The following is a 14274-nucleotide window of genomic DNA, read 5'->3' on the forward strand; positions in this document are numbered from 1 at the left end:
TCCATAAGGTCTTCCTAATGAGTTGTTTAGTCGCTTTTCATTATAAGTCTTATGGAGCTTTTTTGATACACTGAAAAAGCTCCATAATCTCCGTAGTAGATTTACCCACTACAGAAATTATAGAGCCGAAAAAGAGTCCGTGAGGGCTCTTTTTTGCTAATTTGAAGAAATTTTGATGTTAGAGAGTAGATTGTTCATCTTTTTTGTCTAAAAATCTACCCAATTTTCTGACTATTTGATATAATAAAGGTTATCGAATAGAAATAGGGAGAATTATATGATTGCACAAAAAATGTCTGCGCAAGAAATTATTGCATTTATCGGGAATGCTGAGAAGAAAACGAATGTTAAAGTTACTTTTGAAGGGGAATTGGCTGGTGCTGTTCCTGCATCAGTGACTAAGCTTGGCAATGTTCTTTTCGGTGACTGGAAAGACGTTGAGCCATTGCTTGCTAACTTGACTGAAAACAAAGACTATGTCGTAGAACAAGATGGGCGCAACTCAGCTGTGCCATTGCTTGACAAACGCCACCTCAACGTTCGTATCGAGCCAGGCGCTATCATCCGTGACCAAGTGACTATCGAAGACAATGCCGTTGTCATGATGGGTGCTGTTATCAATATCGGTGCTGAAATCGGCGAAGGTACCATGATTGACATGGGGGCTATCCTTGGTGGACGTGCTACTGTTGGTAAACACAGCCATATCGGTGCTGGCGCTGTTCTTGCTGGTGTTATTGAGCCTGCTTCTGCTGAACCAGTTCGTATTGGTGACAATGTTTTAGTAGGTGCTAATGCTGTTGTTATCGAAGGGGTTCAAGTTGGTAACGGTTCTGTTGTTGCAGCGGGAGCTATTGTTACTCAAGACGTTCCCGAAAACGTTGTTGTGGCAGGTGTGCCAGCCCGTGTCATCAAAGAAATTGATGAAAAAACACAACAAAAAACAGCCTTGGAAGATGCACTTCGTAACTTGTAAGAATTAAAAAAGGTTGAGACAAAATCTCAATCTTTTCACTTTTCGTACGGACTTATTGTGAGTCGCAGTGGTTGAGTGGTCTCTAAGCACTGATAAATCAGCACTTAGAGACCTACTCAACTGTGCGGAGGTGGGAGTGAAACAGTCTGGGGAGAGACTGTTTCAGCCCGAACCGAAAAATATAAAGACGTGAGGGAAAATCGAAGACTTGGTCTTACCGATTTCTGTCCCACTCTCTTTCTTTGAAAGGATATGACATGACTTTGGATTTAGTAAACATTCGTCGCGCTCTTCACCAAATTCCTGAAATTGGTCTTGAGGAGTTTAAAACACAGGCTTTCTTGCTGGAACGTATCGCTGAAATCACGGCAGGAAAAGATTTTGTGGAGCAACGCACTTGGCGTACAGGAATTTTGGTTTTCTTAAATGGCTCTGCTCCGGAGAAGACTATCGGCTGGCGTACAGATATTGATGGCCTACCAATCGTCGAACAGACAGGTCTTGAATTTGCTAGTACCCACGAAGGGCGTATGCACGCTTGCGGACATGATATGCACATGACCGTTGCCCTTGGCCTGCTTAATGAGCTTGTGCAGACGCAGCCTAAAAATAACATTCTCTTCCTCTTCCAACCTGCCGAGGAAAATGAAGCGGGTGGCATGCTCATGTACGAAGACGGAGCTTTCGGTGACTGGAAACCTGATGAATTTTATGGCTTGCATGTGCGTCCCGACTTGAAAGTAGGCGACATCGCAACCAACACGGCCACTCTCTTTGCGGGAACCTGTGAGGTCTTCATTACCTTTAAAGGTAAGGGAGGGCACGCGGCCTTTCCACATGAGGCAAATGATGCTTTGGTTGCTGCATCTTACTTTGTAACCCAGGTGCAAACCATTGTCAGCCGTAATGTGGACCCGATTCAAGGAGGAGTAGTGACCTTTGGGGCTATGCATGCAGGAACGACTAACAATGTTATTGCTGAAACAGCTACGCTTCACGGGACAATCCGTACCCTTACGCAAGACATAAGCCTTCTCATTCAAAAACGCGTCCGCGAATTAGCTGAAGGACTTGCCATGTCCTTTGGCATCGAAGTTGATGTGCAATTGAAACAAGGTGGATACCTGCCTGTTGAAAATAATCCTAAACTCGCTAGTGAGTTAATGGATTTCTTCTCAGCAGAAGAAGGGGTTAATCTTATCGATTGTCTGCCTGCTATGACGGGAGAAGATTTTGGTTACCTCTTGAACAAGATTCCTGGTGTCATGTTCTGGCTAGGAATTGACACTCCTTACGCTCTTCACCACCCTAAGATGAGTCCAAATGAAGCAGCTCTGTCATTTGGCGTTGAAAAAATCAGTCACTTCTTGAAGATGAAAGTTAATCAATAAAAAGTTGCCCTCAAGTTCAGTACTTGAGGTTTTTAAGCACCAAAAAACCAGCTGCTTAGGAGGACAGCTGGTAAAAGGGATGAGCACAGATATGACTACCTACGCTCAGGAGATTTATGAAAAAGGAAAATAACTTAGGAGAGATTATTTTCCCAACGGTTCGGGATAAACCGTTAATTTTAGAATAGTTTTATTATAGGCAAGGAAGCTTAAAGAAACCTTAAACTAAGCTGAAAAAAACTTTAAATGATTATTATTAGAAAAATCAGAAAAACTAACGTAGTGTTGCCAACCTAATATTAGAAAATTTAGGACAATCATGCTATCATAGACACATGGAAAAAAAGACAATGAGACAAGTGATTATTAGCCAGATGAAGGAGCATGCTTCTGAGGTCAAGCAGATGCGTGATGCGCAATTGCTGAGTGATTTGTTTGCTAGCCATGCCTACAAGCACAGTCAGACTATTGCTACCTACTTGGCCTTTGGTCATGAATTTAACACCGTTCCCTTGATCGAGCAGGCGCTAAAAGATGGCAAACGTATTTTAGTGCCAAAAACATATCCCAAGGGCAGAATGATTTTTGTTGCCTATGACAAGGACCAGCTTGCGCCAACTCGCTTTGGCTTGATGGAGCCTATCAGTGATGAGGAGGTTCCTAAGTCAGACATCGACCTCATCCATGTTCCGGGGGTTGCTTTCAATGAGTCAGGGCACCGCATTGGCTATGGGGCTGGTTACTATGACCGCTATTTATCAGATTTTACGGGACGGACGGTAAGCACCATCTATGATTTTCAAGAGCAATCCTTTACGCCCGACCCCTATGATATTCCCGTTCAGGAGGTATTGCGTCGATGAAAGATGCCTTTAGAAAAAATTCAGTGACCATGATGCTGGTCATAGTCACGACAGCTGTATTCTTAGTTACACAGGTGCTTTATTTTGGACAATCCACGTCAAGTCAAGCCATTTTCAACGTTGGCGGTATGTATGGCGAATATGTGAAGTTCATGCCGACTCAATTATGGCGCTTGATTAGCCCTATTTTTGTCCACATCGGCTGGGAACATTATTTCTTCAACATTCTAGCCCTTTATTTTGTTGGGCAAATGGCAGAGCAGATTTGGGGAGCGCGTCAATTTCTAACGCTTTACCTGTTGTCAGGAGTGATGGGAAATCTCTTCACCTTGACCTTCACCCCAAGAGTCATCGCTGCGGGCGCTTCAACCTCACTCTTTGGTGTCTTCACAGCCATCGCCTTGACTGGTCGTTTTGGGCGAAATCCCTACCTTAAACAAATAGGCCGCTCCTACCAAGCCTTGATTGTCCTGAACTTAGTCTTCAACCTCTTCACCCCTGATGTCAGCATAGCTGGGCATTTAGGCGGTCTGGTCGGTGGTGCGCTTTGTGCAGTCTTCCTAAGACCCGCCTATGACTCCAATATTTTCACTAAGTCCCAACGCCAACTAGGTTTGGCAGGATTTGTAGGCCTATCTCTAATTTTGCTAGCAATTACCTATATCTAAAAGAACTGAGTTTCTGTGATAAGCAGAGCTCAGTTCTTTTGGATATGACTGTTTAACTTGTTTTTCGGGGCTGACAAAGTAGCAGAAAATGAAAAGATTGCCTTGCTATGGCCGCAATTTTCCCTATTTCTTATAAGAAGCGGTCGAGGGCTTTAGGTTGAGTCGGGAAATCCTAAAAATCGAGTTTTTGCTCTGCTGCAAGTTTGCAGGAAGCTGAAAACTGAGTATTTAGCCTGTCACAATTTTGCAGGAAGGTAAAAATTGAGTAAATTGTCTGCTGCAATTTTACAGGGAGCTGAAAACCGAGTAAATTTTCTGTCGCAAATTTGCAGGGAGTAGAAAACTGAGTATTTAGTCTGTCGCAAGTCTGCGGGAGGCTGACTACTGCATTTTCAGTGGTTCGACTGGGTTAGTCTAGGGCATTTCTTACATAACCTATGACCGCTGTCATTAGAGCAACACGTAACTAAAAAAACAGGGGCTCACTTAAAGCGAGTCCCTGTTCCAAGTTATTCTTCTGTTTGAGTAGTTTCTTTGCCTTCTAGTTTTTTGCCCAAGTCGATGATATATTGTTTCAAATCATCTTTGACTTGTGGGTGTTGAAGGGCGTAGTCGATGGATGTCTTCATGAAGCCAAATTTATCACCGACATCATAGCGGTCGCCGGTAAATTCACGAGCGAAGACACGTTGTGTTTTATTGAGGGTGTCGATGGCATCGGTTAATTGAATTTCGTTGCCAGCACCAGGTTCTTGCGTTTCAAGAATGGTAAAGATTTCTGGTGTTAGCAAGTAGCGTCCGATGATAGCAAGGTCGCTAGGAGCATCTTCTGGCGCAGGTTTTTCAACGAAAGTTTCAACGCTGTAAAGACCGTTGACGCCTTCACCTTGAGGAGCAATAACCCCGTAAGCGGAAACGTCTTCGTGAGGAACTTGCATGACAGCGATGGTTGAAGCGTGAGTAGCTTCGTAGTCGTTCATCAATTGTTTGGTCAATGGCACAGCATTAGGATTAGTAATATCCATGAGGTCATCACCAAGCATGACAACGAATGGTTCATTGCCGACAAAAGCTTTGGCTTGAAGAACCGCATCTCCAAGACCGCGGGGGTGACTTTGGCGGATAAAGTGCAAGCGAATCCCAGTTGTTTCATCGACCAGTTTCAAGAGGTCATTTTTACCTTTGGCTTTAAGATTGTATTCCAATTCAAAGTTTGAGTCAAAGTGGTCTTCGATAGAACGTTTTGATTTACCTGTGACAACCAAGATGTCTTCAACGCCAGATTTGAGGGCTTCTTCGACGATAAATTGGATGGTAGGTTTATCAACGATTGGCAGCATTTCTTTAGCTAAGGCTTTTGTTGCAGGTAGGAAACGTGTTCCGAGACCAGCAGCAGGGATAATCGCTTTTCTTACTTTTTGCATATAAAACTCCTAATATTTTATTTTTATATAATCGGTTATAAATTAGTGCCATTCATTTTCTGAACGGAATTCGTTGGACATCATCTCCATGATACTTTCCTTAATATCGGCACCCTCATAGATGGACTTGTAAATGGCAGTCGTGATTGGCATGTAGACACCGAGTTCTTGGGCAATTTCATAGGCTACCTTGGTAGTTGAAATACCTTCGATGACCATACCCATGTTTTTTTCGATATCTTCTAATTTTTCACCACGACCGAGGGCATCCCCTGCACGCCAGTTACGTGAGTGAACAGATGTTCCAGTCACAATCAAATCTCCGACACCAGACAAGCCACTAAAAGTTAGCGGGTCAGCGCCCAATTTGACACCGAGACGGGTAATTTCAGCCAGACCGCGAGTGATGATAGCAGCTTTAGCATTGTCACCATAGCCCATACCATGCAGAGCGCCAGCTCCAACGGCAATAATATTTTTGAGGGCGCCAGCCATTTCAACACCGACAACATCAGTATTGGTATAAAGACGGAAGTAGTGGTTGCTAAATAGCTTTTGGATATATTTAGCGGCTTCAATATCTTTAGAGGCAGCCGTAATCAAGGTGATGTCGCGGACGATTGTCTCTTCAGCGTGACTTGGTCCAGAAACGACGACAATCTCACTGCGATATTGAGCTGGAATTTCTTCTTCCAAAATGGTTGAGAGACGTTCATGCGTTCCAGGTTCAAGCCCCTTAGAAGCGTGCATGACAACAACTTTATGGTCAATAATTTCAGCCACTTGTTTGGCAACCAGGCGTGTCACCTTAGTCGGAACGACAAAGAGAATGGCGGCAACATCAGCAATAGCCTCTTTCAAATCAAGAAAGGCCTTGATGTTTTCATCAAGAACGACATCTTGGAAGTAATGTTTGTTAGTATGACTTGTATTAAGTTCTTCAATCTGAGCGGGAATATTTCCCCAAAGACGAACCTCATGTCCATTATCATTGAGAACCTGAGCAAGCGCTGTGCCCCATGAACCAGGTCCTAGGACAGCAATTTTTTGTTTTGTCATGGAATTACTCTTTCTATTAACTAGATTACACTATATTATTATATCATAAGAGAGATGAGATTGTCTGTAATCGCTGTAGATTATCAAAGGATTGACTTGTTTTTTGTGGAAATTTAGCAAATAGCGCTATTTACCCGTCAGCTTATCCAGAAAAAGGCAGGAAATCGGTGATTTTTAAGGGGTTGAGGCTTTTTTCCATTTTATGGTATAATAGGGGTAATTTAGATATTTGGAGATATATTTTGAAGAAAACCTATCGTGTGAAGCGGGACAAGGATTTTCGTCTGATTTTTGGGCAGGGAAAGAATGCTGCCAATCGAAAATTCGTTGTTTACCACTTAAATACTAATCAAAACCATTTTCGCGTAGGGCTTTCAGTCAGTAAAAAATTAGGTAATGCCGTTACTCGTAATGCCATCAAGCGTAAACTCCGTCATGTGTTGATGGAGGTTCGAGATGACCTTAAGACAGAAGATTTTGTCTTAATTGCCCGTAAAGGTGTCGAAGAGATGGATTATAAGGAAGTCAAACGCAACCTGCTCCATGTCTTGAAAGTTGCTGGTTTATATGAGGAAGGTTCAGAAAGTGAAGAGAAAAATTAAATTAACAGGTCTTGGCTTAGTGGCCATCACCTTACTTGCTGCCTGCGGTCGAGGAGAAGTAACTGCTAGTTCAACCAACGCTTGGGAACAAATTGTCTTTTTCTTTGCCAAGGCTATTCAGTGGTTGTCCATCGGTGGTTCAACAGGTCTTGGAATCATCTTATTCACCATCATCTTGCGTGTCTTGATGATGCCACTCTACAATATCCAGATTAAATCTGGTCAGAAGATGCAGGAATTGCAACCACAATTGCGTGAATTGCAAGCAAAATATCCAGGCGCTGACAATCGTGTTCAGTTGGCAGAAGCAAGCCAAGTCTTGTATAAAGAATACGGGGTTAACCCTTACGCCAGCTTGGTCCCCTTGCTGATTCAAATGCCTATCTTGTTGGCCTTGTTCCAGGCGCTCACTCGAGTGTCCTTCTTGAAGACAGGAATCTTCTTGTGGGTTGAACTATCCCACACGGATCCTTACTTCATCCTACCAATTTTGGCAGCTGTGTTTACCTTCTTGTCATCTTGGTTGACCAATAAGGCTGCGCCTGAAAAGAACTTTGCCATGACCCTCATGACTTATGTTATGCCTCTCATTATTTTGGTGACTGGTTTCAGTTGTGCCAGTGGGGTTGTTTTGTATTGGGCAGTGTCAAATGCTTTCCAAGTTTTCCAAATCATGCTGCTCAATAATCCTTTCAAAATTATTGAAGAGCGCCAGCGTCTGGTCACAGAAGAAAAAGAGCGCGAAGCTAAGATTCGTCGCGCTAAGAAGAAAGCACAGAAAAAGAGAAAATAGGAGGAGAAATCATGGTATTATTCACAGGTTCTACTGTTGAAGAGGCTATTGAAAAGGGCTTGAGTGAGCTGAACTTATCACGTCTCAAAGCACATATCAAGGTCGTTTCTCGTGAGAAAAAAGGATTTTTAGGATTCGGCAAACGCCCTGCTGAGGTTGATATTGAAGGAATTGACGAACTGACTATCCATAAAGCAGACCAAAAAGCTGTTCGTGGTGTGCCAGAAGAAGTTGTCCAACAAGCCCAGCCCGTCTCTAGCCCAAAAGAAGATGCCATTACGACAAATAAAGTAACTAGCATTCTCAAGAAAAAAGAGGAGGTTGGTGAACAGGTATCAAAGGACGTCAAAGAAGCTATCCTAGAAAATAAAAAATCTGAAGAAACTATTTTGAAGGAAGCCAATCAAGCAGAGCTTCTTGAAGAATTAGAACGTGCGCGTGGAGTTGTTCCAGAACCACAATTGGTAGAGCCTGCTGACCAGCCAGCAGTTGAGGAAACATCAACGCCAGAAAAAGAAGATAGTTTTGAAAGTTTTGTGATTAACGAATTTGGTCCACAGGAGCTTAGCACTGACATCAAGCAGGCAGCTCAAGAAGTAACTGACTACGTTCAGAAAATCATTTACGAAATGGACATTGAGGCAAGTATTGAGACAAGCAATAACCGTCGCCAAATTAATTTGCAGATTGAAACGCCTGAGGCTGGTCGTGTGATTGGTTATCACGGAAAAGTCTTGAAATCAATGCAGCTCTTGGCACAGAATTTCTTGCATGACCGTTATTCAAAGAATTTCTCAGTATCCTTGAATGTTCACGATTATGTTGAGCATCGCACAGAGACTTTGATTGATTTTACGCAGAAAATTGCTGCGCGTGTTTTGGAATCTGGTCAGGATTACATCATGGACCCTATGAGCAACAGTGAGCGTAAGACTGTTCATAAAACAGTTGCGGCTATCGCTGGTGTGGATTCTTATTCTGAGGGCAATGACCCAAATCGCTACGTTGTCGTAACTTTAAAAGGTAATGAGGCATAATAAAAACTCTCGACATCTTTTGATGATGTTGAGAGTCTTTTGTATCTTAAGGAAGAAGTGGGAGCCCCATTGCAGCCATCTCTTCTTCTGGCACAACCATGTTGTCTGCTACCCAATTAGAAAGCACAGAGACAATGGCATTGCTCCAAAAGGACGTGATGTAGCTGGAATGTTTTTTGCCTTTGAACTTTTGATAGGCAATCAAGCGCCTTGCAACGATGTCGGTTACCAGATTTCCTAGTTGTTGCTGAAAAATGAGTTTAAGGATATGAGCCTGCTTTTTAGTTTCTTGAAAGAGGTAAAGCCAGGCTTGGTAGGCTTGCGTTTTGAGGTTGAAGGACTTAATTCCTCGAAAGATAGGTCGGACAATGGTCAGCAAAATATGCTCGCAGATAGCTTCTTTAGAGCGATAATTTCGGTAAAAGGCATTCCTGGAAACACCAGCCTTGCTCACCAGCTCGGAGATTGTTATTTGCGCCAGCGATTTTTCCTCGAGTAACCTCAATAGGGCTGTTTCAATAGCTTCGCGGGTCAATTGATTACTCTCGCGATTGGATTGCTTGAGGTTGGCTAGTGAGTTTGGTGAGATGGCTTTTTCAGTCATAACAAACTCCTTTCAAGTGTGACATCGGACATTTTTTAAGAGAAATGAAAGTCTTTTAATGATATAATTTTAAGAGAAAATACTTTGTTTGTCAAATTAAAATGTAGCAAAATGGCTTTTTTAGGCTTAGAAATGAAAGATGGAGGATGGGAAGATGACCTGGAAGATTGTTGTTGATTCAGGATGTGATTTAAAAAGATTAGAAAATCCCAAAGAAGGATTAAATTTTACGCGTGTGCCCTTGAGTCTTCAAATTGGTTCGGAAATTTTTATTGATGATGAAGGGTTGGATGTTGCTAAAATGATGGAAACCATGTATGCGACCGACAGTGCTACTCGGTCAAGTTGTCCCAGCCCAGATGCTTTCTTGCAAGCTTATCAAGGAGCGGAAAATGTCATTGCCATGACGATTACAGGTTCACTTTCTGGTAGTCAAAATAGCGCTCAGCTTGCTAAGAATCTTTTGTTGGAAGAACACCCAAATGTTAATATTCATGTGATTGATTCCTTATCAGCTGGTGGTGAGATGGATCTCATCGTGTTAGAATTGCAACGCTTGATTGAGCAAGGACTCTCTTTTGAAGAAGTTGTCTCTGCCATCACAGCCTATCAGGAAAAAACAAAATTACTCTTTGTGTTGGCTAAAGTTGATAACCTTGTTAAAAATGGTCGTTTAAGCAAATTGATTGGTAAAGTTGTTGGACTCTTGAATATTCGCATGGTTGGGGAAGCCAGTCCCAAGGGAGAATTAGAGCTTCTACATAAGGCGCGTGGTCAGAAAAAATCAGTTCAAGTCACCGTCGATAAAATGCTAAAAGCTGGTTACAACGGTGGTCGTCTCGTCATCGCTCATGCTAACAACCTAAAAATCTGCCAACAAATTTCAGAAAAACTAAGAGAGCAGTTTCCAGACGTAGATATCATCATCACAGAAACATCAGGACTATGTAGTTTTTATGGTGAAGATGGTGGGATTTTATTGGGGTATGAAATTTGATGATTGCTGAATAAAAAGAAAGAAGTTGGTTTTATCTTCCAACTTCTTTCTTTTTATTCTTCTGTTGTAATCGTTGTGTAATCAGAGACTTGATCAGAGGTAGTTTCTGATTCTGTTGGGGTAGTTACTACTGAAGAAGTACTTGCGACAGCAGCATCGACAGCTGCTTTAATAGGAGCTAGCTGAGCTTGAAGTTCAGCTTTTTTAGTGGCATTTGATACGGCATCGATTGCTGCTTGGGCTTGCTCTACAGAGGAACTTGTTCGTGCTGCGTTGGCTTGAGAGATAGCATCATTGGCAGTTTTTTGATTGGTAATATCGGTTGAAATACTGTCAAACTTCTTTTGAAGAGAGTCTTTATCAGATTGATGGCTTTGTGGAATAGCCTTGATGGCATCTTGCACAGAGCTTTTCATTGATTCATCAAAGCTATCTTCGTATTTTTTCACCAATTGCGTAGCTTTTTGGACAAGTTTTTCTCCATCAGAACTACTTGATGAAGATGTTTGGAGACTAGACTTAGGCTCCACATCGGTAGTTTTAACCGTATTTTGGTCGCCAAATAAAATATAGATGCCAAGTGCAACGGCAATCATAATAATACTTAGAATGAAGTAGGCAACTTCACTTTTTGAGGTTCTCATAAAAATCCTTTCCGAGAATAATCTTATTCAATACTTTCTATTATACCTTTAATTCTGAATTATGGAAAGGTTAAATATCATTGAACTAATTCCGAAAGTCTTCAGGTAACTTCGCAAAGTAACTTCCAGTCCTCTAGTCAAACTGGAAGTTACTTTGCGAAGTTACCCAGCTAAAATTTTTTCCAAATCACCGAGTTCTAGCTCCTCAAATAAGCTAAGTTGTGTTATAATTTTCATCGTAAGACTTCGCTAATAGTTGTTACAAGTCTATTATAACGCTTTGACGTTTCATTGAGGCTTACAAAAGGGAAAAATCGCCATGTTTCGTGGCGATTTTTCTTTTTCTAGTGCTGAAATCAGTTGAGCTGACTAGCTTTTGAGAGGGCGAAATTGATTCTCATTAAAGAAAACCTAACGGATGTTAGTCGTTAGGTTTGAAAATCACTACTTTTATTGAGAATCTCCCCCTGTAGCTGGAGTTGTGTTTGTACTTTCACCAGAGTTGCTCGGGGTATCAGCCAAATTATTACCCGTGTTAGTATTGGTATTCGTTTCTGTTGTTGAACTTAAAGTTTGTTCAGAAGAAGCTGGAGTTGAATTGGAGTTACCACTAGCAGGAATATAATTATAGTTATTTGCAGGGACATAATTATTGTAGTAGCTTTGACTTTGGTTATTAGTTGTCGTTTGCTCTTGGTTTGCAATTGTAGTTGAGTCAGCGTCTGCTGCCACCTCCTCGTTCCCTGTCTCAGTAGTTGTTGCACTGTCAAGACTTGCTTTAACAGCATCTATGCGGTTTTGAAGTTGATCCTTCGTTTCTTGGGTTTTAATTTTATTAACAGCTTCTTGGGCCTTGGTGACATTGTCGTCACTAGGATTTTGCTCAAGAGCGCTAACAGCGTCAGAACCATCCTTGATAGCCTTATCTTCAGCTTGTTTTTCAGCGAGTTTAATTTTAACGGCGTCTAGACGCTTGTTGAAATTATTTTTCTTACTTGAATCAACCAATTTGTTCAATAGTGTTTCAACAGCTTTAATAGTTTGCTCAGATGGGTCAGCTTCGGCTTTTTTTAACAATTCTTCAATTTTTGTCAGGCTGACACTTGACGTGCTAGCTTTAGTCTCAACGGCGACTTTCACTGTTCCCTTATCCTTAAAAATGAAAAACATAGTCCCAGCAAAAATAAGGAGAATGAGGCTTGCAATCAAAGCGCCAATCTCTTTTTTATCCAATTTCATAGTCTCTCTCCTAAAGTGAATATAATTACTTTAATTACCCGTGGTGCTAGTTAATTTCAAAATATCTCAGATTATAGGCTAGTACGATTTGCTCTATCCTCAATTGCAATCCTGTTTCTCCTCTAGCTAGTGTTTGTTCCATATCGAAAAGCGTACAAAGTTCTGAAAAACGTGTCTCAATAGTCTCCTCATAGCCATTAGTTTCCAATGATTAGGTTGCTTAGCCCCTGCCATATTTTGACGCAAGGGAGTCCAAAGGTGATAACCTTTTTGCTCCAAACTATTTCTAAGCTCGCGACTAAGATAGCTCAAATCAGCCAAAATGTAAGAGTGATGGCAGTTTTCCAGTAAGTCCTCAATGGCTCTAATAGCGTGAATAGATGCTGGTGTCACAACGTAGTTCAGAATATAGCCTGATAGGGTGACCAGCATATGAACTTTGAACCCATAGAACCATAGATTCTTGGAGGCATTATAACCACTGTCTGCCAAGCCGTTAAAAATACGTGTCCTATAATTACGGACAGGTTGACATAGTGATAAGGGAAAACTGTCTATGATAACGATGGTATCAGGAGAGATTTGGTTATTCATTACTTGTCTGATGAGTTGAACTAACCCAATCAGTTGTCGTGCTCGCCGATTAAAACGACTTCTTTCAAGGAGACGACCACAAGGAAAGAGTTGACAGATACGATATAAATGACGTTGTGACTTAATGCCTAGTTCAGCTTGCAAGATAAGCAAGACTAATAGAGATTGGTCTGAAACTTTAGATAGACTAATATTGCGACGATGTTTGAAAGGTTCAGGGCAATAATCACGATACAGCTGATAACAAATTTTTGATAATTGCTTAATATTCCATTGTAAGTGATGGGATTTAGCGGTATACTGTCAGTGGCTCATTGGGACGTCTTCTCTGTTTGTTTAGTCACTTACAATATAGTCCCTTTGGGCTTTTTATGGTATTTTGAAATTAACTAGCACCACGGGTTTTAATTATATCATAATTGTAGGAAGTTTTAAGGTCAAATTACCTAATATTTTAATAAAAGTAGCAGTAAGTTTTGCAGAAATGCTATACTATCATTGGAGGAGATAAGCCTATGATAAAAATGTTAGCCATTGATTTGGATGGGACATTATTGAGAAATGATAAGACGATTTCGAATAAGACGGTTGAGACCCTGCAGAAAGCTGAAAAACAGGGAATCAAGATTGTGCTGGCATCGGGGCGTCCTATTTGGGGAATTTGTCCATATGTGGAACGGCTGAATCTTGAACTTCCTATTAGCATTGTTGCCAGTAATGGCTGTGCAACTTATACTAGCAGAGATTGGTCGATAGCTAATGGGCATTTTTTGACGGAAACGCAGGTGAACAAATTACTGACGCTATCTGAGGAGCATCCTCGGGTTGCTCTTGTTTTGCAGATGCCTAGTCGGCGCTATGTTTATGAGCATGAGGTTTCTGATGTTGTTGCGCGTGATGCTAAGACACATTTTCAAGAGGTGACGATGATTAGTGCAGAAGCGCTAGCTCAGCTTGATGAGCCGATTTTACTGGGGCTTTTCATGGGTGAAGCGGATAAACTCGATCAGGTCCAGACCGAGATTGAGCCCCTTTTAACTCCCGACTTCCACACGGTCCGAGGGCTTGACTACTGTTTTGAGGCTATGCCTCATGGCGTCAGCAAGGCTAAAGTTTTAGCTGATTTGGCGAAGGATTGTGGTATTTTACCGGAAGAAGTGATGGCTTTTGGAGATGCGGTTAATGACTTGGAGATGTTTGCTTGGGCGGGCATGGCGGTTGCCATGGCAAATGCTAGCGCTAAAGTCCAGTCTCAGGCTGACCTAGTGACCTTGAGCAATGAGCAAGACGGAGTGGCTGACGCGGTTCAACGATTTGTTCTCAAAGAATAGGTCTATACCATTTACAAAAAATAAAGAAAGCGCTATAATTTAAGTAGAAATG

14 protein-coding genes and 1 pseudogene are annotated in these 14274 nt (G+C 41.8%); 9 read left to right on the forward strand and 6 right to left on the reverse strand.

The annotated features are described in order from the left end of the window. Window positions 1–277: 277 nt before the first annotated feature. The 4 genes from dapD to IYQ92_RS05215 all read left to right on the forward strand — a co-directional run bounded on the left by dapD (window position 278) and on the right by IYQ92_RS05215 (window position 3898). On the forward strand, window positions 278–976 hold the full coding sequence (gene dapD / locus IYQ92_RS05200) for a 2,3,4,5-tetrahydropyridine-2,6-dicarboxylate N-acetyltransferase (RefSeq protein ID WP_195675672.1): 699 nt from the start codon (window positions 278–280) through the stop codon (window positions 974–976). A gap of 257 nt (window positions 977–1233) precedes the next feature. Further along, complete coding sequence (locus IYQ92_RS05205) at window positions 1234–2367, forward strand: N-acetyldiaminopimelate deacetylase (RefSeq protein WP_195675673.1); 1134 nt, start codon at window positions 1234–1236, stop codon at window positions 2365–2367. A 350-nt stretch (window positions 2368–2717) separates the two neighbouring features. Further along, complete coding sequence (locus tag IYQ92_RS05210) at window positions 2718–3230, forward strand: 5-formyltetrahydrofolate cyclo-ligase (protein ID WP_420705749.1); 513 nt, start codon at window positions 2718–2720, stop codon at window positions 3228–3230. Continuing rightward, on the forward strand, window positions 3227–3898 hold the full coding sequence (locus IYQ92_RS05215) for a rhomboid family intramembrane serine protease (RefSeq protein WP_195675675.1): 672 nt from the start codon (window positions 3227–3229) through the stop codon (window positions 3896–3898). The genes IYQ92_RS05210 and IYQ92_RS05215 overlap by 4 nt, the downstream gene beginning before the upstream one ends. Before the next feature lie 509 nt (window positions 3899–4407). On the opposite strand, the gene galU is transcribed toward IYQ92_RS05215, so the two are convergent. Next, a complete protein-coding gene (gene galU / locus IYQ92_RS05220) occupies window positions 4408–5322 on the reverse strand; it encodes a UTP--glucose-1-phosphate uridylyltransferase GalU (protein WP_195675676.1) in 915 nt (304 codons plus the stop codon). A 42-nt stretch (window positions 5323–5364) separates the two neighbouring features. After that, window positions 5365–6381: an NAD(P)H-dependent glycerol-3-phosphate dehydrogenase gene (locus IYQ92_RS05225; RefSeq protein ID WP_195675677.1), complete on the reverse strand. Its 1017-nt coding sequence runs from the start codon at window positions 6379–6381 to the stop codon at window positions 5365–5367. Window positions 6382–6623: 242 nt separating this feature from the next. On the opposite strand from IYQ92_RS05225, the gene rnpA reads away from it, so the two are divergent. The 3 genes from rnpA to jag are packed head-to-tail and all read left to right on the forward strand — an operon-like array spanning window position 6624 to window position 8813. Then, a complete protein-coding gene (rnpA, locus tag IYQ92_RS05230; protein ID WP_195675678.1) occupies window positions 6624–6983 on the forward strand; it encodes a ribonuclease P protein component in 360 nt (119 codons plus the stop codon). After that, on the forward strand, window positions 6949–7776 hold the full coding sequence (locus tag IYQ92_RS05235) for a YidC/Oxa1 family membrane protein insertase (protein ID WP_229311320.1): 828 nt from the start codon (window positions 6949–6951) through the stop codon (window positions 7774–7776). Before rnpA ends, IYQ92_RS05235 begins: the two co-directional genes overlap by 35 nt. Window positions 7777–7787: 11 nt before the next feature. Further along, complete coding sequence (gene jag / locus IYQ92_RS05240; RefSeq protein WP_195675680.1) at window positions 7788–8813, forward strand: RNA-binding cell elongation regulator Jag/EloR; 1026 nt, start codon at window positions 7788–7790, stop codon at window positions 8811–8813. A gap of 46 nt (window positions 8814–8859) precedes the next feature. Here jag and IYQ92_RS05245 read toward each other — a convergent pair whose 3' ends face one another. After that, the gene (locus tag IYQ92_RS05245) at window positions 8860–9417 is read right to left on the reverse strand and encodes a TetR/AcrR family transcriptional regulator (protein WP_195675681.1); all 558 of its coding nucleotides are present in this window, start codon (window positions 9415–9417) and stop codon (window positions 8860–8862) included. A gap of 154 nt (window positions 9418–9571) precedes the next feature. Between IYQ92_RS05245 and IYQ92_RS05250 the strand changes: the two genes are divergently transcribed. After that, entirely contained in the window at window positions 9572–10414 is an 843-nt protein-coding gene (locus tag IYQ92_RS05250) for a DegV family protein (protein ID WP_195675682.1), read from the forward strand. Between the two features lie 53 nt (window positions 10415–10467). On the opposite strand, the gene IYQ92_RS05255 is transcribed toward IYQ92_RS05250, so the two are convergent. The 3 genes and pseudogenes from IYQ92_RS05255 to IYQ92_RS05265 all read right to left on the reverse strand — a co-directional run bounded on the left by IYQ92_RS05255 (window position 10468) and on the right by IYQ92_RS05265 (window position 13158). Beyond that, entirely contained in the window at window positions 10468–11058 is a 591-nt protein-coding gene (locus IYQ92_RS05255) for a hypothetical protein (RefSeq protein WP_195675683.1), read from the reverse strand. Between the two features lie 450 nt (window positions 11059–11508). After that, window positions 11509–12297 (reverse strand): peptidase, encoded by a 789-nt coding sequence (locus IYQ92_RS05260; protein ID WP_195675684.1) that lies wholly within the window; start codon window positions 12295–12297, stop codon window positions 11509–11511. Between the two features lie 46 nt (window positions 12298–12343). Beyond that, window positions 12344–13158: pseudogene (locus IYQ92_RS05265) on the reverse strand (IS982 family transposase). Window positions 13159–13406: 248 nt separating this feature from the next. Here IYQ92_RS05265 and IYQ92_RS05270 point away from each other — a divergent pair. Further along, a complete protein-coding gene (locus IYQ92_RS05270; protein ID WP_195675685.1) occupies window positions 13407–14222 on the forward strand; it encodes a Cof-type HAD-IIB family hydrolase in 816 nt (271 codons plus the stop codon). The last annotated feature ends 52 nt before the right edge of the window (window positions 14223–14274 follow it).

The organism is Streptococcus sp. HF-1907 (assembly GCF_015594605.1).
Taxonomy (GTDB): Bacteria; Bacillota; Bacilli; order Lactobacillales; family Streptococcaceae; genus Streptococcus.

Bases quoted from the DNA above. Each gene is read 5' to 3' on its own strand.
- dapD (WP_195675672.1), top strand. From the start codon at position 278: ATGATTGCACAAAAAATGTCTGCGCAAGAAATTATTGCATTTATCGGG.
- IYQ92_RS05205 (WP_195675673.1), top strand. From the start codon at position 1,234: ATGACTTTGGATTTAGTAAACATTCGTCGCGCTCTTCACCAAATTCCT.
- IYQ92_RS05210 (WP_420705749.1), top strand. From the start codon at position 2,718: ATGAGACAAGTGATTATTAGCCAGATGAAGGAGCATGCTTCTGAGGTC.
- IYQ92_RS05215 (WP_195675675.1), top strand. From the start codon at position 3,227: ATGAAAGATGCCTTTAGAAAAAATTCAGTGACCATGATGCTGGTCATA.
- galU (WP_195675676.1), bottom strand. From the start codon at position 5,322: ATGCAAAAAGTAAGAAAAGCGATTATCCCTGCTGCTGGTCTCGGAACA.
- IYQ92_RS05225 (WP_195675677.1), bottom strand. From the start codon at position 6,381: ATGACAAAACAAAAAATTGCTGTCCTAGGACCTGGTTCATGGGGCACA.
- IYQ92_RS05235 (WP_229311320.1), top strand. From the start codon at position 6,949: ATGAGGAAGGTTCAGAAAGTGAAGAGAAAAATTAAATTAACAGGTCTT.
- jag (WP_195675680.1), top strand. From the start codon at position 7,788: ATGGTATTATTCACAGGTTCTACTGTTGAAGAGGCTATTGAAAAGGGC.
- IYQ92_RS05245 (WP_195675681.1), bottom strand. From the start codon at position 9,417: ATGACTGAAAAAGCCATCTCACCAAACTCACTAGCCAACCTCAAGCAA.
- IYQ92_RS05250 (WP_195675682.1), top strand. From the start codon at position 9,572: ATGACCTGGAAGATTGTTGTTGATTCAGGATGTGATTTAAAAAGATTA.
- IYQ92_RS05255 (WP_195675683.1), bottom strand. From the start codon at position 11,058: ATGAGAACCTCAAAAAGTGAAGTTGCCTACTTCATTCTAAGTATTATT.
- IYQ92_RS05260 (WP_195675684.1), bottom strand. From the start codon at position 12,297: ATGAAATTGGATAAAAAAGAGATTGGCGCTTTGATTGCAAGCCTCATT.
- IYQ92_RS05270 (WP_195675685.1), top strand. From the start codon at position 13,407: ATGATAAAAATGTTAGCCATTGATTTGGATGGGACATTATTGAGAAAT.